Source organism: Synechocystis sp. PCC 6714 (assembly GCF_000478825.2).
Lineage (GTDB): Bacteria > Cyanobacteriota > Cyanobacteriia > Cyanobacteriales > Microcystaceae > Synechocystis.
This window is the reverse complement of record NZ_CP007542.1, coordinates 1,252,088-1,271,030: the sequence shown is the minus strand read 5'-3', so window position 1 is coordinate 1,271,030 and position 18,943 is coordinate 1,252,088. Positions and strand designations below refer to the sequence as shown.

General features: G+C 47.9%; 20 protein-coding genes. 16 read left to right on the top strand and 4 right to left on the bottom strand.

Features of this window, described 5'->3' with window-relative positions; genetic code table 11:
• The first annotated feature begins 8 nt into the window (after positions 1–8).
• Complete coding sequence (locus D082_RS05735) at positions 9–1,781, top strand: FAD-dependent oxidoreductase (protein WP_028948759.1); 1,773 nt, start codon at positions 9–11, stop codon at positions 1,779–1,781.
• A 407-nt stretch (positions 1,782–2,188) separates the two neighbouring features.
• On the opposite strand, the gene D082_RS05725 is transcribed toward D082_RS05735, so the two are convergent.
• Entirely contained in the window at positions 2,189–4,114 is a 1,926-nt protein-coding gene (locus D082_RS05725) for a GNAT family N-acetyltransferase (RefSeq protein ID WP_238546860.1), read from the bottom strand.
• A 97-nt stretch (positions 4,115–4,211) separates the two neighbouring features.
• Positions 4,212–5,174: a hydroxymethylbilane synthase gene (gene hemC / locus D082_RS05720; protein ID WP_028948757.1), complete on the bottom strand. Its 963-nt coding sequence runs from the start codon at positions 5,172–5,174 to the stop codon at positions 4,212–4,214.
• A gap of 84 nt (positions 5,175–5,258) precedes the next feature.
• On the opposite strand from hemC, the gene D082_RS05715 reads away from it, so the two are divergent.
• Positions 5,259–6,467 (top strand): AZOBR_p60025 family cell surface glycopolymer formation protein, encoded by a 1,209-nt coding sequence (locus D082_RS05715; protein WP_028948756.1) that lies wholly within the window; start codon positions 5,259–5,261, stop codon positions 6,465–6,467.
• Between the two features lie 158 nt (positions 6,468–6,625).
• Here the strand turns inward: D082_RS05715 and D082_RS05710 are convergent, their stop codons facing one another.
• Positions 6,626–7,282 (bottom strand): DUF2301 domain-containing membrane protein, encoded by a 657-nt coding sequence (locus D082_RS05710; protein ID WP_051738695.1) that lies wholly within the window; start codon positions 7,280–7,282, stop codon positions 6,626–6,628.
• A gap of 30 nt (positions 7,283–7,312) precedes the next feature.
• Between D082_RS05710 and D082_RS18520 the strand changes: the two genes are divergently transcribed.
• The 11 genes from D082_RS18520 to D082_RS05660 all read left to right on the top strand — a co-directional run bounded on the left by D082_RS18520 (position 7,313) and on the right by D082_RS05660 (position 14,915).
• A complete protein-coding gene (locus D082_RS18520) occupies positions 7,313–7,456 on the top strand; it encodes a hypothetical protein (RefSeq protein ID WP_158506494.1) in 144 nt (47 codons plus the stop codon).
• Positions 7,457–7,562: 106 nt separating this feature from the next.
• Positions 7,563–7,907, top strand: a complete 345-nt coding sequence (locus D082_RS05705; RefSeq protein WP_028948754.1) for an NADH-quinone oxidoreductase subunit K — start codon at positions 7,563–7,565, stop codon at positions 7,905–7,907.
• A complete protein-coding gene (locus D082_RS05700) occupies positions 7,904–9,367 on the top strand; it encodes a cation:proton antiporter (protein ID WP_028948753.1) in 1,464 nt (487 codons plus the stop codon). Before D082_RS05705 ends, D082_RS05700 begins: the two co-directional genes overlap by 4 nt.
• 111 nt (positions 9,368–9,478) lie before the next feature.
• On the top strand, positions 9,479–9,829 hold the full coding sequence (locus D082_RS05695; RefSeq protein ID WP_028948752.1) for an NADH-quinone oxidoreductase subunit K: 351 nt from the start codon (positions 9,479–9,481) through the stop codon (positions 9,827–9,829).
• A gap of 49 nt (positions 9,830–9,878) precedes the next feature.
• Complete coding sequence (locus D082_RS05690; RefSeq protein WP_028948751.1) at positions 9,879–11,366, top strand: cation:proton antiporter; 1,488 nt, start codon at positions 9,879–9,881, stop codon at positions 11,364–11,366.
• Positions 11,363–11,752, top strand: coding sequence for a Na+/H+ antiporter subunit E (locus D082_RS05685; protein ID WP_028948750.1), 390 nt, complete (start codon positions 11,363–11,365; stop codon positions 11,750–11,752). The genes D082_RS05690 and D082_RS05685 overlap by 4 nt, the downstream gene beginning before the upstream one ends.
• Complete coding sequence (locus tag D082_RS05680; protein WP_028948749.1) at positions 11,749–12,000, top strand: hypothetical protein; 252 nt, start codon at positions 11,749–11,751, stop codon at positions 11,998–12,000. Before D082_RS05685 ends, D082_RS05680 begins: the two co-directional genes overlap by 4 nt.
• A gap of 5 nt (positions 12,001–12,005) precedes the next feature.
• A complete protein-coding gene (locus tag D082_RS05675) occupies positions 12,006–12,302 on the top strand; it encodes a monovalent cation/H(+) antiporter subunit G (RefSeq protein ID WP_028948748.1) in 297 nt (98 codons plus the stop codon).
• Complete coding sequence (locus tag D082_RS05670; RefSeq protein WP_028948747.1) at positions 12,271–12,870, top strand: DUF4040 domain-containing protein; 600 nt, start codon at positions 12,271–12,273, stop codon at positions 12,868–12,870. Before D082_RS05675 ends, D082_RS05670 begins: the two co-directional genes overlap by 32 nt.
• Entirely contained in the window at positions 12,867–13,514 is a 648-nt protein-coding gene (locus D082_RS05665) for a Na(+)/H(+) antiporter subunit B (protein WP_028948746.1), read from the top strand. Before D082_RS05670 ends, D082_RS05665 begins: the two co-directional genes overlap by 4 nt.
• A 93-nt stretch (positions 13,515–13,607) precedes the next feature.
• A complete protein-coding gene (locus D082_RS05660; protein WP_028948745.1) occupies positions 13,608–14,915 on the top strand; it encodes a DUF58 domain-containing protein in 1,308 nt (435 codons plus the stop codon).
• Positions 14,916–15,100: 185 nt separating this feature from the next.
• Here D082_RS05660 and D082_RS05655 read toward each other — a convergent pair whose 3' ends face one another.
• Positions 15,101–15,826 (bottom strand): Crp/Fnr family transcriptional regulator, encoded by a 726-nt coding sequence (locus tag D082_RS05655; RefSeq protein WP_028948744.1) that lies wholly within the window; start codon positions 15,824–15,826, stop codon positions 15,101–15,103.
• Positions 15,827–16,267: 441 nt separating this feature from the next.
• On the opposite strand from D082_RS05655, the gene D082_RS05650 reads away from it, so the two are divergent.
• From D082_RS05650 to D082_RS05640, 3 genes are all read left to right on the top strand, one after another.
• Positions 16,268–17,368 carry a Tfp pilus assembly protein FimT/FimU gene (locus D082_RS05650; protein ID WP_051738693.1) on the top strand — a complete coding sequence of 367 codons (1,101 nt, stop codon included), beginning with the start codon at positions 16,268–16,270 and terminating at the stop codon, positions 17,366–17,368.
• Positions 17,369–17,441: 73 nt separating this feature from the next.
• Positions 17,442–17,876, top strand: a complete 435-nt coding sequence (locus tag D082_RS05645) for a type II secretion system protein (protein WP_238546859.1) — start codon at positions 17,442–17,444, stop codon at positions 17,874–17,876.
• Positions 17,827–18,888 carry a Tfp pilus assembly protein FimT/FimU gene (locus tag D082_RS05640; protein WP_028948742.1) on the top strand — a complete coding sequence of 354 codons (1,062 nt, stop codon included), beginning with the start codon at positions 17,827–17,829 and terminating at the stop codon, positions 18,886–18,888. Before D082_RS05645 ends, D082_RS05640 begins: the two co-directional genes overlap by 50 nt.
• Positions 18,889–18,943 lie beyond the last annotated feature (55 nt).

Genomic DNA, 18,943 nt, shown 5'->3' with positions numbered 1-18,943 from the left:
GAAAAACTATGGGCACTGCGACAAAATCCCTCAGCCAATTAACCACAGACATCTTGGTGGTGGGAGGGGGCACTGGGGGCACAGCGGCGGCAATCCAGGCGGCTCGGCGGGGCGTAAAAACTATTCTCGTCAGTGAATGGCCCTGGTTGGGGGGTATGTTAACCTCCGCGGGGGTGTCTGCTCCCGATGGCAATGAATTAGCCGCTTGGCAAACAGGATTATGGGGGCAGTTTTTAAGGGCATTAAAAGCCCAACAACCGGGAGGTTTAGACCATGGTTGGGTAAGTTTATTTACCTTTGACCCCCGTCTAGGGGCCAAGATTTTTGCTGACTGGGTGGCAGAATTACCCAATTTGACTTGGATTGCCAATCAGTGCCCTATGGAAGTGGTAAAAAATGGCGATCGCCTGGTGGGGGTGAGGTTTCCAGACTATGAAATTCGGGCCAAGCTAATTCTCGATGGTACAGAATTGGGAGATTTACTAGCTTTGGGGGACATTGACCACCGTTGGGGTTGGGATTGGCAGGATAAATTCGATGAGCCCAGTTGCCCCGCTGCTCCCAATGAGATGACAAAAGAATATCCAATACAGTCTCCCACGTGGGTATTTTTGCTCAGAAAAACAATAAATAATCAGACAAATATCATTGCTGAACCCACCATTGATGTGAGCCACAATTTCACCACTACTTGGCAAAACCATGGGGAAAAGGAATTTCTAACCTATGGTCAATTACCTGGGGAACATTACATGGTTAACTGGCCGATCGCCGGCAACGATTACGGTAAAAATTTAGACCGCTTATTGGGCAGTGAAAAGGAAAAGCAAACCTATTTACGGGAGGCCTACCAATATAGCTATGCCTACGCCCATTATTTACAACAGCATCACTCGGAAAGTTTGGAATTAGCCACGGGGATTTTTCCACAAATGGACAATCTTTCCACGGCCTTTGCTCTCCATCCTTACTATCGAGAAAGTCGCCGATTAAAGGGTCAACAAGTTATTACAGAAAGGGATATTTTGCCCCAGGGCCAGGTAGCTTCCTTGCCAATTCATAGCCACAAAGTTACTAGCATTGCGGTGGGTAATTATGCCAATGACCATCACTACCCTGGTTATGAATTTCCCCTCAGTCCTAAATCTTTAATCTGGGGTGGACGGTGGACAGGAACTCCTTTTACCATTCCCTTTCAAGCCCTTTTATCCCCAACGGTGGGAGGCTATTTACCCTGTGAAAAGAATATTTCGGTCAGTCATATGGCCAATGGCAGTACCCGTTTACAACCTTTAGTGATGAACACAGGGCAAGCAGTGGGTATGGTCGCAGCTTTAAGTGTGGAAAAAAATTGTGATCCCCAGAATTTAAATGTCCACGATGTACAGGAAGCTCTCATTGGCGATCGCCAGGCTCCAGCAGCGGTTATTCCCCTATTTAACCTTAGTGTTGATCATCCTGAATGGCTAAAATGGCAAAGGTATTATTTGGATAATCCCGATGAATATCCGCAGTCTGGCCATTGTCCAGTGGATGTTAGTCTAGCCAAATTACCCTTGGCAAAAAACCAATTAGTTTACAGCGGTGAATTCCAAAAAAATGTTAACCAAACCTACCAACTAATCTGTCGAGAATTGGGTAAATCTATACAGGTAATTACAGAACGACCGGAAGTAGCAGAACAATTAATCGACTTTAACCATAGCCAAAAGGTTACCCTCGGAGGCCGTTATAATCCTGCAGGCAACTGGTTAGTGGTGGAGGCCGTCAGTCAGGATTAAATTGAATGTCTCTTTTGCATCGGTTTGAGCAAAAAAATAGCAGGATATGCCCGATAAGTTTACCAAAACCTACAATTGGTCTAGTCCCTCAATTTTTATTAAAAGCTTGGCTAACTTTTGCAAAAGATGGCAAATTGGGAATATAGTCAATCAAAGTAAGATTGAGATGACTAAGGTCTTTACCGAAGACGCTTTTAGCTCTAGTTAGTGTCTTACTTGCAATTAAATCAACTATACTTTTTCTTCCCTTGCAATCCTTCCACTTTGATAAAAAATAAATAGGTATAGTCATTTCAAATAACTTCAAGGCTGCCTAAGTCTTTATCGATAAGCTTTTCGGTGAATTTGACTACCTAAGTCTTACTAGAAACGACTATAACGTCGGACCATTATGGTAGGGAAAATCCTCAGCTGAAAAACATTTTTAACTCATAAACCCCATCACTCATGCGCCGCTCCATGGGAAAGTTCATTTTCTCAAACAGATGCAACATGGCTCGATTTTCCAGTAAAACGTCGGCGGTAAAGCCGAGTAGACCTTGTTTTTTCGCTAATTGGGTCAAATAGTTTAATAACAGAGCACCAATGCCTTTGTTGTGGTAATCATCCCGCACGACAAAAGCTATATCTGCTGTATGGCTATCTTCATTGAGGGCATACTGGCCTACACCGACAATGGCTTCTTGGTGTGGTTGTTTGACGATCGCCAGAATGATTATTTCTTCGTTGTAGTTAATCACCGAAAATTGTTGTAATCTCTGGTGGGGCATATCAGTACGGACAGACATAAAACGTCGCACTAAACTTTCGTCGGAAAGGGCATAAAAGAAATTTTTTAAGTTAGGTTCATCGTTAAATTTCACTGGTCTGAGCCATAATTCCAATCCGGTGCGGGTGGTGCGATAGGTTTCCAAATTTTCAGGATATTCCCCCTGTTGCCCAGCAATGAAAGCTTGGTCAGCATAGATTAAATGATTCTTTTTCGCCTGCTCAATCAACCAGGGACGAAATTTGGGATGGGCGATCGCCGTTAACTGCATGGCCCGTTCCCGAATATTTTTACCGTGGAGATAGGCAATGCCATACTCTGTGACCACGTAATGAATGTCCCCCCGATTGAGGGTAATGCCCACCCCTTCCCGAAGAAACGGCACAATGCGGGAAATGGTTTCATTTTCAGCGGTGGATTCCAGAGCCAAAATGGTGCGGCCTCCCTTGGCCATCACTGCTCCCCGCATAAAGTCTGCTTGGCCACCGATGCCACTGTAAAAATTACTGCCCAGGGACTCGGCGGTGGACTGGCCCGTCAAATCAATTTCCAGGGCACTATTAATGGCCACCATATTGTCGTGGTGGGCAATGGTAATGGGGTTATTGGTGTAATCAACGGTGCGGAATTCCACCGCGGGATTATCATTTAAATAGTCGTAGGTGCTCCGACTCCCCATACAAAAAGTTGCCACCACTTTGCCCCGATTTCTAGTTTTTTGGCTATTATTCACCGCTCCACTTTTGAGCAATTGCACCAAACCATCGGAAATTAATTCCGTATGCACCCCCAAGTTTTTCTTATTATTTAAATAGCTCAATACCGCATCGGGAATACTACCATAGCCCACTTGAATGGTGTCCCCATCCTGGATCAAACTGGCTACATATTTGCCAATGCGTCCGGCGAGAATATTATCCCGCTCCATTTGATATTCCAAAAGTGGTTCATCGTGGGCAATGATATAGTCCAATTTTTCTATGGCAATGAACCCATCCCCATGAATTCTGGGCACTTGACTATTCATTTGGGCGATTACCAAAGAGGCCTGCTCCACCGCCGCTTTAACGATATCCACGCTCACCCCCAGGTTGACGTAGCCATGGTCATCGGGATAGGAAGTTTGAATTAGGGCCACATCAATGGGTACAAACCCTTGCTCAAATAACCCCGGCACTTGGGAAAGAAAAATAGGGGTATAGTCCGCTAAGCCTTTATTGACGGCGCTACGGGTGTGGTGGCCAATGAAAAAGGAATTATGGCGGAAGTTTTTGGCAAATTTGCTATCCGTATAGGGTGCTAAACCTAGAGTCCAAACTTGGAGCACTTCCGCATCGAATAGGGATTTGGGATGGGCCTGCACATAGTTAACCAACTCCTGCACTAAATATTGAGGTTCGCCACAGGCGGTGCTAATAAATAGGCGATCGCCCCGGTGAATATGACTAAAAATTTCAGTGGTGGGGACGAACTTTTGGGGATATTGGCTTTGCAATTGGGCTAACTGTGCTTGGCGATCTGGGTTGAGCATAGTTCCTGACCAGGGAAGATATAACTTAGGCACCTTCCCCCATCAAGGCCAGATTATCTCTCCAAACGAAAAATAGGCAACTTTACAGGTCAATATCTCAAATTGAGCCTCTGTCTAGAACTGTTAAAGTTTAGCCCCGCCCTACTTCCGCTAGAATTTCTGCCAAAATTTCCCCTGCTCCCTGTTCCCGTAACTTGAGGGCAAGATCCTGTCCCAATTTTTCCGCTTCATTCCGGGGAGCGCTGAGACTATCTTTAATCAGTCTTTGGCCATCCAAACTGGCCACCATGCCGGTCAGGGTTAAATTATCACCGTTTAAATGGGTGTTAACGCCGATGGGTACCTGGCATCCGCCTTCTAGTTGCCGCAAAAAGGCCCGTTCCGCCAAACAACAATCCCGACTATCTTCGTCTTCCAATACCTTCAGCAGGCTGAGAATTTCCTGATCTCCGTCCCGACACTCAATGCCCAGGGCCCCCTGCCCCACCGCATGGAGAGAAATTTCCGGGGGGATTAATTGGTCAATGCGATTGGCCATATCTAACCGTTCCAAGCCAGCGGCGGCCAAAATAATAGCATCGTACTCATTGCTATCTAACTTAGCCAAACGGGTATTAACGTTGCCCCGCACATCCTTAAAGGTTAAGTGGGGAAAGTGGTACCGCAGTTGAGCTAAACGTCGCAGGGAAGAAGTGCCAACAACGGCCCCTTCCGGTAGGGAAGCCAGGTCTTTGCCCTGGTGTTTGGCGTTCAAGACTAAAGCATCGGCGGGGTTAACCCGTTTAGTGACGCAACCGAGCATTAAGCCCGCGGGTAAATTGGTGGGTAAATCCTTGAGGGAATGGACGGCCAAATCCGTTCTTTTGGCCAGCATGCCGTCTTCCAATTCCTTGGTAAACAGTCCCTTATCGCCAATTTTGGCCAGGGCCACGTCCAAGACAATGTCTCCCTGGGTGTTCATGGTTTCGACATCGAATTGGCGATCGGGGAAGTGTTTTTGCAATTCTTCCTGCACCCAATAGGTTTGCACCAGGGCTAGTTGGCTTTTCCGTGAGCCTATCCGAACTGTGGGAGCAGAGGTCGAAACAGTCATGAAACTTAAAAAATATTGTTAAAAATAGACTCGATCTAGCATAGCATCAGAGGCTGTCGGCCTTGGTTTTCCTTCTGTGAAGCAATGGGGAAACTGATTAACTGTGGCCGTCACTGTTACCATCCCAATCCGATCGCCGTGGAAAAGATTGCTCAAAACATTGGTCGTAAAGAGATTTATAAGGCGATGTTGGTGGCCTTGGGGCTGGCGATCGCCGTGGCGGGCTATTTCTATGGGTTTAAATTTGATGGGCAGATCACGGGCTTTTTCCGCATTGGTTCGGTGTTGCCCCTGTCACCGTTGCTGAACCCGGCGGAAACATTAATTTACCAAGGGGAATTGGGTTACGACGGTCAACAATTTTTAACCATTGCCCTGGATCCGGGTTTGCAAAATGACGGTTCCATTGCGGCCCTAGACCATCCCAGCTACCGTTACCGCCGCATTCTCTATCCCCTGCTGGGCTATGTGCTCGGTTTGGGCAATCCGGTGTTAATTCCCTGGGCTTTGGTGTTGATCAATATTGTGGCGATCGCCATTTGTACAGGGTTAACCGCCCTTTATTTTCAATATCAAAAACAGAAAGCCATTGGAGCCTTAGCCATGCTGGCCATTCCAGGGGTTTGGATGGTGCTATTTCTCTCCACAGCGGACTTGCTGGCCAGTGCTTTCAGTTTGGGGGCAGTGGTCTGTCAGCAAATATTTCCCCCTAATCGAAGTAAAAAATGGTGGCTGGTGCCTATTCTCTTAGCCCTAGGGTTATTAACCAGGGAAACATCGTTAATTATCTGGCTGGCCATTGCTTTAACCTTGGCGCAAAATCGGCAATGGCGATCGATGGCAGTTTTACTTACCAGCTTGATCCCCATAACAGTTTGGTTAGGCTATATCCGTTGGCGACAGTTGCCCGGCGGCAGTGGCAGTGGCAACTTTGGCTGGCCGTTTGTGGGCATTGGCGAAAAATTTCAGAGTTTGATTCAAGGGGGACTCAACGGTAACAACGTCTACGAGGGCTATTTATGGTTTCTCCTTTGGTTAACCTTTGCTCTATTAATCTGGTTTACCCGGCCCCCCACCCCTAAAACCCTCACCTATGCCAGTGGGCTCTACGGGGGATTGTTACTGGTGGCTAGCTTTTACATCTTGAACTATTACCTCAACTACAGCCGGGTTTTTCTCGACGTTTTTTTGTTAACTATTCTGGCAATGGCCTCTGGGCCCCGGTGGACCAGTGGGCTCTACTTGGCGATCGCCGGATTGGGTAGTATCACTTTTTTACTGCTGAAATCCTGACCGGGAAGGGAATGGCTAAGCAAGTAATTTCTAGGAAAATGCCGACATAGTTACAGTTTGACCTATCAATCACCCAATGCAGCAGAGTTTAATCTGATTTCCCCTAAAATTTATGTTTGAGGGGGCTTTTTGAACACCCTCTTGGATTGTGAAGAACCTTATACCGCTTTCCGTTGCTCCGCTAGATAGGTGAAGACAGATTTATCGCCAATGTCGGGGTCGATGGGTTGCATTGCTTTCCTAAGCACAAAAATCAAGAACAAAATACTGACGGCAGTCAGGCCTTCCTTGGCCACAGTTACGGGTAAGATTCCCGCTAAATGACCTAGCAATAGTAGGGGGAGAATAGCGGTCAAAAATTTAGTTTCCAAGCGATTGAAACAAAAGGCTTCCTTAAAGAAAATTCCCGTTAGGGCAGCGAAGGTGAAGCCAATGCCCAAAACAGTCCAGGGCTGATCATAGACTGTAATCACTAATGGACCGGGGTAGGCAAAACTCAAGTAGAGGGCCGCCGAGGTACCGATCGCCCAAAAAATTTGCAAGGTGCGGTGCAGTGGGACTAGGTAAATGTGAATCGTCCAGAGGCTCAGTCCCAAACCCGCCGTTATCAACCAAAAGCAAGCGGTGGCCAAGTGAAAATTGATCGCCAAGGGCTGAAAGGGTTGGGTCAAAACTAGTGTGGTCCCCAGGCTAAATGCCCCAGCGGCCAAAGCTAGCCCCGTGCGGTAGAGAATTACTTCCCGGCGATCGTGGTCATCGATGGTGAAAGGGCCAAATTGCCCTTGGTAGGTGGGGTTAGTCGTGCTTTCAAACATGGTGCATAGTCCCAAATCGGGGTGGTCAAAGTGATCAAAACCATTACCAGCTATTTTCGGCTACGGAGAACAATTCAGCCCAGTTATCCCAGATTGATTGACCCCATTCGGGGAATTTATGGCGATCGCCATTGCTATTGTTGCCGGGATAAGGATAGAATCTATGCAATCTAAAACTCAAATTACATAACCAAAGGTGAATGCTCGCCAAGCTGTTTTTCAGGCCCCATTGGTCTAGGTTTGCGCTGGCGTAACCGAGTCAAATAAGGAGGAGCGGGCCATGGTCGCCCTAGAGGCTTGCATTTTTGTGACTGTGATCATCGGCTTTTTAGGGCTGATTTATAAGCCCAATCTGTTTATGAAAATCATTGCCATGGATGTGATGGGCACAGGGGTCATTGCCTACTATTGCTTGATGGCTGCTCGTACTGGTTTTCTTACTCCCATAGTCACGGATAAAGAATCAACCATTCCCTATGCAGATCCCGTTCCCCAGGCGGTTATCCTCACAGCCATTGTCATTGGTCTATCGATTCAGGCTTTGATGCTGGTGGCCACCATGAAACTGGCCCGGGAAAATCCCACCCTAGAAGTAAAGGCGATTGAAAAACAGTACTGGCCATGACCCTATTTGCAGTTTCAGCGGAATTTAATGCGGCACCCTGGGCGACGGTGGTCATTTGCTTGGCTCTGATGGCGGGATTCACCGGCTATTTATTGCCCGCCACCATTCATTTTTTGACTTTGGCCGTCTGTCTTAGCACGGGATTTTTAGCATACTTGGCATTTTCTTTGCCAGAAGCTCAATTTTGGTATTTATTAGACAGTTTTGGCGTTGCCTTCCAACTGGACGCCCTATCGGGTTATTTCCTCCTGACCAATGCCCTAGTAACTTTGGCTGTGTTGGTCTATTGCTGGAATACCGGCCGCTCAGCCTTTTTTTATGCCCAACTGATTATTCTCCACACCAGTCTCAATTCCGCTTTTCTTTGTGCGGATTTTATGAGTCTTTATGTGGCCTTGGAAGTGGTGGCGATCGCCGCTTTTTGCCTGATGACCTATCCCCGGGAACCCCGAATTATTTGGCTGGGACTGCGCTATTTATTGCTGAGCAACACTGCTATGTTGTTTTACCTCATCGGGGTGGCGTTGGTGTACAGCAATAGTCAATCCTTTGCTTTTAGCGGTTTAACCCAGGCTCCCCCGGAAGCAACGGCGCTGATATTTTTAGGTTTACTGACCAAAGGGGGCATTTTTCTGGCCGGACTGTGGTTGCCCCAAACCCACGGGGAAGCGGCCACCCCCATGTCGGCCCTGATGTCTGGGGTGGTGGTAAAAGCCGGCATTTTGGGTTTGTTACGCTGTGGTCTGTTATCGGATCAGTTACTCTTGCTAGTCCAAGGTTTAGGAGTAGCCACGGCTTTATTTGGAGTGGCCTATGCCATGCTGGCCAAAGATACCAAGCGGATGTTAGCTTTCCACACCGTTTCCCAAATGGGCTTTGTTTTGGCGGCTCCAGTGGCCGGGGGATTTTATGCCCTCACCCACGGTTTAGTGAAATCCAGTTTGTTCCTATTGGCGGGGAATTTGCCCAGTCGGGATTTCAAAATTTTACAGAAAACCCCCATTGCCGCTGGATTTTGGGTTCCCCTACTCCTCGCCAGTTCTTCCATTGCCGGTTTTCCCCTGTTGGCGGGCTTTGAAGCAAAAACCCTGACCCTCAAAGGACTCCCCCCCTGGTTGGCGATCGCCTTAAACATTGCCGCGGTGGGTACAGCCATTTCCTTTTCCAAATTCGTTTTCCTTAAACCAACCTTTGTCGGTAAAACCTATCCCCTGGGCTTAGGCATAGCATTGGCAGTGTTATTGGGGGGTTTAGCGGTGGGCAATGTGGTTTACTGGCAAGCCTTTACGGCCAGTAATTTGCTCAAAGCCACCCTGACCTGCGGGGTGGGGGCGGGACTATATTGGGGCGTGGTCAAAAGGCTAACTCTAAAACTGCCCGATGGGGGAGAACAGGTCGACCATCTGATCGGCATGATGAGCATCAGTTTAACCATTCTCTTTGCCTGGATTTTGGTATGACTATTTTTGCAACTACGACAACTCAGACTCTGGAGTGTAACCATTCCGTTAAGCAAAGACGGATGGCATTTGATAACCTGGGGAGATTAATCAAACCAAGGGAGGTGGGTAATGGTAGGCCCAGAAGCCTGTATTTTCGCAACCGTAATGATTGGTTTTTTAGGCTTAATTTATAAGCGCAATTTACTGATGAAAATAGTGGCCATGGATGTAATTAGCACCGGAGTAATTGGCTATTACTGTTTCGTTGCTGCCCGCACCGGAGTCACCACCCCCATTGTGGGAGCAGAAGTTTCCCCAGGGCCAATACAATACGCCGATCCCTTGCCCCAGGCAGTCATTCTTACGGCCATTGTGATTGGCTTCTCCACCCAAATTTTAATGTTGGTCATCGCTATGAAATTAGCCAAGGAAAACCCCACCCTAGAAATTGCCGCCATCGAAAGGGAATACTGGTCCTAACCAAGGTTAATTTATTGTCTAACATCAGGCTTTTAAACCCATTGTCTCCATGAATTTCCCCACGGCGATCGCCCCCAACAACTTATTAATTGCCATCGTCGCCCTCCTGATCCTGGTACTAATGGGGGCCTTTGGTGGCTATCTATTTCCTCCCCTGGTGCGACCATCGGCCCTACTAATGACCCTGGGCACCATTCTCTTGGCGGCGGTGGGTTTTTCCCTGCCCAGTACCCAGCAATGGCAGTTGATGGATGGGTTTGGCATTCTTCTGCAATTGGATAATTTGGGTAGTTACTTTCTGCTCACCAATGGTTTAGTTACCCTAGCGGTGTTGCTCTACTGTTGGGCTTCCCCAAGGACAACTTTTTTTTACGTCCAATTAATGGTGCTCCACGTTAGTCTCAATGCCGCTTTTTTATCTACGGATTTAATTAGTTTATATGTCTGTTTAGAGGTGGTGGGTTTATCCTCATTTTTATTAATTATCTATCCCCGCCAGGCCGCCAGCAGTTGGATTGGATTGCGTTATCTATTCGTTACTAACACAGGTTTATTGTTTTATTTGATCGGGGTGATGTTGGTTTACCAAACCGCCCATTCCCTCAATTTCCAAGGTTTAGCCACTGCCCCCTACGAGGCGATCGCCTTAATTTTTTTAGGACTGTTAATTAAGGGGGAAATTTTTCTCTCCGGGTTATGGTCGCCCCAAACCAGTAGCATTGCCAGTGCCCCCGTGGCGGCCCTGTTGTCGGGCATTGTGGTCAAAGCGGGAATTTTACCCCTGTTGCGGTTTGCTTCCCTGTCGGAAAGATTGGCCACTATGGTGTGGGGTCTGGCCATTGGCACCGCCCTGTTAGGCATTGGCCTAGGCATTTTTGCCCGGGACAGTCGGCGGATTTTGGCCTACAGCACCATTTCCCAGATGGGCTTTATCCTGGTGGCTCCGACGGTGGGCGGTGTTTATGCGTTAACCCATGGCCTTGCTAAGGCTTGCCTATTTCTGTTGGTGGGCAGGCTGCCGGAAAGGAACTTGGACAAACTCCAGGCCCAACCAATTTCCTACAAATTGTGGTTACCCATGGTATTGGCCAGTTCTTCCATCATTGGCCTACCCATCCTGGCGGGCTTTGAAGCGAAAACCCTGACCCTGCAAACCATCAGCCTTAATGAACTGCCCTGGACAGGAATTTTGATGAACTTGGCGGGGGTGGGCACGGCGATTATTTTGGCCAAATTTATTTTCCTTACCCCTAGCTTTGATAACAACCTTGACCTGGATAAATCCCCCTGGGGCCTGGTTTTAGCGGTGCTTCTCCTGCTGGGAGCTTTGACCCTGGGCAATGCCATTTATCCGGCCGCCTTTTCCTGGGAGAACGGCATTAAAGCCACCGCTAGTTTTCTGCTTGGCTCGGCCATCTATTGGTGGGGTTTGCGGAAAATCCCTTGGCAACCGCCGGATTGGGGGGAAAGATTAGATCATCTGATCGGAACCATGGCCATAATGTTGATGTTACTTTTCGGCTCGGTATTAATATGACTGGACTCCTTGATATTAGTTTACGGCTAGGCATTTGGTTTTTGTTAACGGGTAATCTTAGCCCAGGCAATATTCTCATTGGCCTGATTGTGGCCCTGTTAATTCCCCGTCGTCCCGTGCCCCCTTACGTGTTGCGGGATGGGCTGAGGGTGTTTAAGGAAATTCTGCTGGCCATTCCCCAGGCTTACATCGAAGCTTGGCAAATGATTCTCCAACCCCACACCAGAACTTGGATTGAAAGACAGGAATTTTCATCCCAACGAAGCAGGGGGCTAATTTTTCTGGATATTTTCCTGATTACCTTTACTCCAAAAACCATAGTTTTGAAATACCACGAAGAGGGATGGTACGAAGTTCATTATCTTGGCCCTAAGGAGGAAAAATGACGGTTCTACTCTGGACTATGTTGCTGGCGGTGTTTATTCCACTCTTGGCCACCATCCAACGGGGCAATATCTGGGTAAAAATGCTCTCCTTTGCCAGTGTGGCCACCAAGACTTCGATCATTATTTTGGTGGTGTCGGTGTTGCGGGACGATTGGATGATTGGCATGGTGGGGGTTTTAATCCTCAGCGCCGGCAATGCTGCTTTGATGTTGCTGGCCCAGTTGATTCGCCGGATGGAGACTTTATGAGCACCATAAGCACCACTATCATTAACTGGCTGACCAATGGTTTTCTGGCCATGGGCATTCTTTTTTGGCTCTTTGGGACTTTTCCCCTGCTTCAAAGCCGGCGATCGGTCATTACTAAACTGCATCTTTTAACGGTGTCGGACACCCTCGGCTCCATGGCGATCGTGGTGGGACTATTTCTAAAACTGCCCCGGGAATGGCCGCTCCTGCTCTTAGCTATTATTTGTCTTTGTCTATGGAATACCATTCTGGGTTACGTGTTGGCCTACTGTGCCACCGGGGAGAAACGCACTAATGTTTAATTTGGCAGACCAAACGGAAATTTTAGCTTTTACCCCCCTGTTACCCTTTTGCGCCCTGTTGGTGGTAGTTCAAGGGAATCCCTACCAGGCGTTGGTGATGCGGGGCATTTTGGGGGCGGTGGCGGCCCTAATTTATACCCTTCTGGGGGCGGCGGATGTGGCCCTGACGGAGGCATTGGTGGGGACTATGTTATCTGTCACCCTCTTTGCGGTGGCGGTGCGCTCTTCCCTGGTGCTCCGTTTAGGGATACTTGCTCCCTGCGGCAGTGATGACGGTAAGAGGTTAATTGCTCCGGAGGATGAACAGGCCATTACCCAGGCGATCGCCCCTTACCATTTGCGGTTGGAAATATTGAACTATGAAGATTTAGCTAGTTTGACAGAAGCGTGGCAAACCCGGGCCATCCATTGTTGGTACGAGGCCGATGTGGCCATTTTAAATACCCCCGTTGTGCGGCTGCAGGAAATTCTCGCTCCGGCCCTGGCTCCCCAGGCGATCGCCGTTAAATTTGTGCCTGCTAGTACTAGCCCCGTTCCGCCCCTATACTCCCAGGAGGTTGCCCCGTGAAAATTGTTTACCTAATTGCGGCCCTATTGTTCTACGGCAAAATGTTATTTATTACGGGCAATGCTGTTGAACCATTGGAAGAAGTGGCGGTGGTGGAGAATTTGTTGGAGCAAACGGGAGCCCCCAATGTGGTGTCGGGGATTATTTTCCGCAACCGTTTGTACGACACCATGCTGGAAGTGGTGGTGTTTACCATTGCCATTATGGGGGTGCGCTTTTTGATGGCGGAGGAAAAACCGGCCACCATAGTGTACCAAGTGAGCGATGCTCCGTCGGTGGTGCTGGCCCGGTTGGGGGCTATGATTGCCCTGCTGATTGGCATAGAATTGGCCATTCGGGGTCACCTCAGTCCAGGGGGAGGCTTTGCGGCCGGAGTAGCGGGAGGAACCGCCATTGGCCTAGTGGCCATTATTTCTTCGCCGGAATGGTTGCATCAATTGTACGAAAAATGGCAGGCTGCCAAGGTGGAAAAGTTATCGGTGTTGGTTTTCCTCGCCCTGGCCGCCCTGAGTTTGCTGGGCATTAATTTTCCTTTGGATGATGCTGGCTGGATTCCTCTGTTAAATATGGTGGTGGCTCTGAAAGTGGCGATCGGCTCCTGGGGGGCGATTTTGGTCTTTATCCGCTATCGGGGGTTATTGTGAGTTGAGATCCATTGGTCTGGGGTTACTTACCAAGCAATTTCCCCACTCAAGATGGTGTTGTAATCAAATTTTTTCCCTATTTTCGGTAAGGCCATGGTTCCCACTCTCCGCTTCTATATTTGCCTAATGCTCATTGGCGGCGGAGCTATGGTGGTGGCTCAAATCTACACCATTCCCACAGCAGTGGTGGCTTTGGTCATAGCAGATTCCGCACTGTTGCTGTTGACGGTAATTGACTATGGGCGGGGCAAAAAGCAAAAAATAACAGTGCAACGGCAACCCCTGGGACCCCTTTCCATTGGTCGAGAAAATCCTGTGGCCATCTCAGTGGAAAATTCTGGCCCCACGGCGATCGCCAAGATTAAGGACGACTACCCTGGCCCATTTTTGGCCACAGATGAGCTGAGGGCGGCCCGAATGCTCCCCCAGGGAACCATCCAGCTAAGTTATCACGTGCAACCCCGTCAGCGAGGGCAATACGTTTGGGGGAAGTTGAATATAAGACAGTTATGTCCCTGGCAATTAACTTGGTACCAATGGACGGTGGGGCAGCAGGAAACAGTGACCGTCCATCCGGATTTAATGGGGCTGAAATCCCTCACTATTCGCCTGGCCCAAGCTACCACGGGCAACCTAAGACAAATGCGGAAGCTCGGTTTAGGTACGGAATTTCGGGAACTGCGGGATTACCAAGCGGGGGACGATTTACGTTACTTAGACTGGAAAGCCAGTGCTCGACGGGGCATTCCCCTCATGCGGGTGTTGGAACCGGAACGGGAACAGACGGTGATTATTTTGCTTGACCGGGGCCGGCTGATGACCGCTTGGGTGCAGGGGCTACAGCGATTTGATTGGGGGCTGAATACTAGTCTGTCCCTGGCGGTGGCGGCCCTCCATCGAGGCGATCGCCTGAGCATAGGGGTATTTGACCGGGAAGTGGTGAGTTGGTTACCCCCGGAGCGGGGTTTGCAGTATTTACCCAAATTATTAAAAACCCTGAGTCCCATCCAACCAGTATTACAGGAACCCGATTACAGCGCGGCGATCGGTAAATTGGTGCAACAACAAACCCGGCGGGCCTTAGTGGTGTGCATCACCGATTTGATTGATCCCACTGCTTCGGGAGAATTACTCACTGCCCTTGGCCAATTAGCCCCCCGTTATTTACCCTTTTGCGTCGCCCTACGGGATCCCCAGGTGGATCAGTTAGCCCATTCCAATGCCATCACCGTTGGCAATGCCTACCAACAGGCAGTGGCCATTAATCTGTTGCAACAAAGGCAGTTGGCTCTGGCCAAGCTAAAACAGAAAGGGGTGTTAGTGTTGGATGCTCCAGCGGACAAAGTCAGTGAACAGTTGGTCGATCGTTATCTACAACTCAAAGCTCGCACCCTCCTTTAGTTCCTTGATATGTATTTGAACGGTTCAGAGTAATGACTCTATCCTCCTGAATCACCATCAATTTCCCGCTTATTAAGGGGGTTAGGGAGGATTAACCACTCGTACCAAGGCGAACTGGCAGGATTTAACTGCCGCAACTCAACGGCTCCAATAGATTCTTGGTTCCATGGGTTAATTGGCCGAAATCAGACCGAGGTGGGATCACCGCTGACCAATTGTTGCAGGGCATCCAATTCAACAATTTCAATGGTTGCTCCCTGGCGGAGGATCAATCCTTTTTTCTCTAGCTTAATTAGTGTCCGGGTGACAGTTTCCCTCGTAACTCCACTGAGCAGGGCCATCTCTCGGTGAGGTAAGTTCGGTATTAATACTCTATATTTTTTGGGATTTATTCGCCTGTCTCTGTGGTTAACTAGTTCCAGCAGAATATGAGCTACTTTCGCCACACTATCCGCTTCCCGTAAGCGGAAATATTGGTTCAGTTTTCTAAGACGTTTGGACGCAAAAATTGCTACTTGAATGCCAGCTTGGGGATGCTGGTTAAGTAAATTTAGGAAATCTTGGGTGGGAATACTCCAAATCTTTGCCGGGGATAGGGTGACGGCTTCCCTGGGGTTCCAGTCTTCCTCCACCGCGGCGATCGCCCCAACCATTTCGCCACTGCCGTAGATAGTATAGACGCTGTTTTTTGAACATTCGCCAATAACACAAACTTTTATCCAACCTTCAGCAATAAAGTAAATTGACCCGCCGTAATAGTTGTCAAATAAAATCGACTGACTACAAGGATAATTACGGAAACTCAAATAAGTGATAGTTTCCATCAACAAATCTTTTGGTATGGCTCGGAAAAAAGAAATTTCGTTGGCCAACTGTTTGAGTTGTTTTCCCGAGGGCTTTTGTGGTGTCATATCAATGTAACCAAATAATGCATAAATTAACCCCCGAAATTATCCTCAAACGCCCTGTTACAAGAAAAAATAGGCAAACTTGTAAACTACTTTGGTGTTTACTGTCACAGGTTTTAGTGAGTTGGTTAACAATAATTATCTCTAAATTAAATTAACATTTAGGGGAAGTTAATTATCTTCCATACTATGATCGTCTGTGCCTAATTACGCCATTGATAATCCAGAAAATTCTCTTGGAAATCTCGTTACGATCTGTCTAGTTGAGATAAAAAAATCCCCCTGCCCCCCATTTGTGTGGTAGCTACTTAGCTATTCTCCCCTGCTTTAAAAGGGCTTTAAAAATCCTTTATTTAAGCTTTAAATTTTACTTTTAGCTTGAATCTAACCCCAAAAAATAGATGAGAGTTTCCTTGCCTTCCCTGCCCAATATCGCCATTGACCATGTATAAACTGCAATTTCCCCAGCTCCGCTCATTTCTCCCCTTGGCACGAAGTTCCCGACCCAGATTGCCAGCGGGTTACACCCTAATGGAGTTGGCAGTGGTGGTGGTAGTGATTGGTATTCTGTCTGGGGTGGTGATCAATGCCAAGCCTTGGTACGAAAATCCCCTCAAAAATAGTCAAGATCGTCTGCAGAGTGTGGTCAAGACTACTAGAACCCGGGCTATGACAAGTACTTCCACCTACCGTATTACTGTTAATCCCAACAGTCCTCAGGAAGCTATTCAAGTACAAAGAATCCGAAGTGGTAGTTGCCAGGCCAATGCCACTCTCCGCCAAGATGCCCTTGCTACGGATAACACCATTGCCTTGAATGATGTCAGTGGATTTGCCATTGGCGATCGCCTCAAGGTAGGGGGCACAGAAGCAGATGCGCTCTCAGTTAATTTTGGCAATAGCACCATAACTCTGGGGGCCCCAGTGGGGGCAAAAGCGGCGGGTACTAAAGTAGAAACCATCAAAAACTGGAAGAATGACGGTGCCTTCATGGAGGAGGACCTCAACGTCAACAAAAAAACGTCCCAGGGTAGCCCAGATATCCACATGGCCGGGAAATTTGGCAATGCTGCCACAGATAACTGGTCTATCTGCATTAACAGTAGGGGGCTAGTAAGTCTTTTTGATGCTAACGGTATGGTTACCGACGAACTCAATTTGGTTTTGACCAATACCCGCACCAATGAAGAAGCCAAAGTAATTATTTTTCCCGGTGGGGCTATGGACGCTACGGCGATCGCCATGGGCTCTGGGTCTGGTGGTGGCGGTGCAGGTTCTGAAAGTCCCACTGGTAGTGAAAGCCCGACAGGGGGTGGCGGTGGTGGTTCAGAGCCAGAGGAAGTTGCTGGAGGGGGCCCAGGCAATGGCAACAACGGTAATAACCGGCCGGGATGTAACCAAGGCTTGGGCAATGGTTCCGATGGTTGCTCCCCCGGCAATTCTGATAACAATCAACCTTCCAATGATGACAGCCCCGACGCTGCCCCCGGTAATCCTGGTCGGGCAGGGGGCAATGGCAACAGAGGTGGCAACAACAGAAGATAGTACATCAAATTTTAGTCAAAGGATTCTATTTATGCAGACAAAAAAACTATGGAAAATCTTTAATCCCAAACCTATGGCAGGTGGATTTACCCTCACGGAAAACCTAGTTTCCTTGATCATCCTAAGCATTACCCTCACGGTCATGTTGCCCGCTTTTATGAACTTCGGCCTTCAGAATGCTAAGAATCGTCAGCTCACCGGAGCCACAGCAGTGGCCAATACCCTGATCAATGACCTCCGTAGTCAAACCATGGATGAGCTGAACACCAAGTTGGGCAAAACAGTATTAACCAATCTGCCCGAACAAAACGGCAATACCTACCAAGTTGACCAGTATATTTGCACAAAAAGTAGTACTTTGAATCCAGCTAATCCCAACGGAACCTGTTCTACTGCGGTGGGAGAAAATGACTTTGCCCGACAAATTTTAATTGAAGTTAAAGCCCCCCATAATGCTAATGAAACTATCTACCGTGTACAAACTGTTTTTGCCCGTCTCCGGTCCTAAGTTTACCAAACACAATAATCGCGGTGTGAGCTTGGTTGAATTAATTGTCGGGGTAATCATTGGCGGTATTTTAATTCAGCTAGCTTACTTTGCTTTCTCAGTAAATCGTGAAATGTATTTGAAAGATGCCGCTAAAAATAACAGTAATCAAAATCTAAAAACGGTGTTTGAAGTGGTGGGCCCGACCATTACTCAAGCAGGGGAAGGCATTGGCACAGATCCTAATTTTCCGGTTATTTCCATTCGACCTTTTCCCAATGGCTCGACTAATTCAGAAATTATTATCCGTCAGTTAAAAATAGCTACCAGACTGAGGGTTTGTGAAGATATAACTGCTGGAACACAGACAGAAATTACTGTTTTAAGTGCCGATGTAACAGCGCCGGCTGGGTGTGCTCCAGTGGACGGCAATGGAGACAATTACCCCGATGATTTAGCTCAATGGAAAAGCTATCGAGAGAGCAATGGTGGCAATCTGCGGGTTTATATCTACAACGGCAACGGGCAAGGAGAGTTCCTCAATTATGCCAGTGAAGCGATTTACGATACAGGAGGAAGTGCAATCGCAGGGACTCCAAGCCTAGGGCAGGTAGCTTCGGCTGCCATTGGAGTTACGGGAAACCTGACTAATAATTATACTGCCGGCGGATCAACCCAATTGCTAGTTCTGGAAGAGCGGGGTTATCGTCTTAATGAAACTACCCTCCAAGCAACTATTGATGGGGTTTCTATTAATGTTATTGATAACGTCGGTCAGTTTACTGTTACGGCCACAGTTAGACAAAACAATGCTAATTCTGTTTGTACCACTCTTCTACCCCAGACAAATACTTTTACCTGTACCCCTAGCTTAGCCACAACCTATAACTGGTCTCAAATTAATGGCATTAATGTTACCAGTCGTCCCAATGTTGGTGACAATGCTCCTGGCTTATCCGCCAACAATATTACCCAAATTAATAGTAAATCCCAAACTCAGACTTTTTATCCCCGAAATTTGATTAATTTCTAGAGCGATATAGCCTGAATTTTTGTCTATTTTATCTTTTTCTAACTCTGTTTGCAGC

What these genes read in the sequence shown, in the direction of transcription:
- D082_RS05735 (WP_028948759.1), top strand. Translation starts at nt 9, where the DNA reads ATGGGCACTGCGACAAAATCCCTCAGCCAATTAACCACAGACATCTTG.
- hemC (WP_028948757.1), bottom strand. Translation starts at nt 5,174, where the DNA reads ATGACTGTTTCGACCTCTGCTCCCACAGTTCGGATAGGCTCACGGAAA.
- D082_RS05715 (WP_028948756.1), top strand. Translation starts at nt 5,259, where the DNA reads ATGGGGAAACTGATTAACTGTGGCCGTCACTGTTACCATCCCAATCCG.
- D082_RS05710 (WP_051738695.1), bottom strand. Translation starts at nt 7,282, where the DNA reads ATGTTTGAAAGCACGACTAACCCCACCTACCAAGGGCAATTTGGCCCT.
- D082_RS05705 (WP_028948754.1), top strand. Translation starts at nt 7,563, where the DNA reads ATGGTCGCCCTAGAGGCTTGCATTTTTGTGACTGTGATCATCGGCTTT.
- D082_RS05700 (WP_028948753.1), top strand. Translation starts at nt 7,904, where the DNA reads ATGACCCTATTTGCAGTTTCAGCGGAATTTAATGCGGCACCCTGGGCG.
- D082_RS05695 (WP_028948752.1), top strand. Translation starts at nt 9,479, where the DNA reads ATGGTAGGCCCAGAAGCCTGTATTTTCGCAACCGTAATGATTGGTTTT.
- D082_RS05690 (WP_028948751.1), top strand. Translation starts at nt 9,879, where the DNA reads ATGAATTTCCCCACGGCGATCGCCCCCAACAACTTATTAATTGCCATC.
- D082_RS05685 (WP_028948750.1), top strand. Translation starts at nt 11,363, where the DNA reads ATGACTGGACTCCTTGATATTAGTTTACGGCTAGGCATTTGGTTTTTG.
- D082_RS05680 (WP_028948749.1), top strand. Translation starts at nt 11,749, where the DNA reads ATGACGGTTCTACTCTGGACTATGTTGCTGGCGGTGTTTATTCCACTC.
- D082_RS05660 (WP_028948745.1), top strand. Translation starts at nt 13,608, where the DNA reads ATGGTTCCCACTCTCCGCTTCTATATTTGCCTAATGCTCATTGGCGGC.
- D082_RS05655 (WP_028948744.1), bottom strand. Translation starts at nt 15,826, where the DNA reads ATGACACCACAAAAGCCCTCGGGAAAACAACTCAAACAGTTGGCCAAC.
- D082_RS05650 (WP_051738693.1), top strand. Translation starts at nt 16,268, where the DNA reads ATGTATAAACTGCAATTTCCCCAGCTCCGCTCATTTCTCCCCTTGGCA.
- D082_RS05645 (WP_238546859.1), top strand. Translation starts at nt 17,442, where the DNA reads ATGGCAGGTGGATTTACCCTCACGGAAAACCTAGTTTCCTTGATCATC.
- D082_RS05640 (WP_028948742.1), top strand. Translation starts at nt 17,827, where the DNA reads ATGAAACTATCTACCGTGTACAAACTGTTTTTGCCCGTCTCCGGTCCT.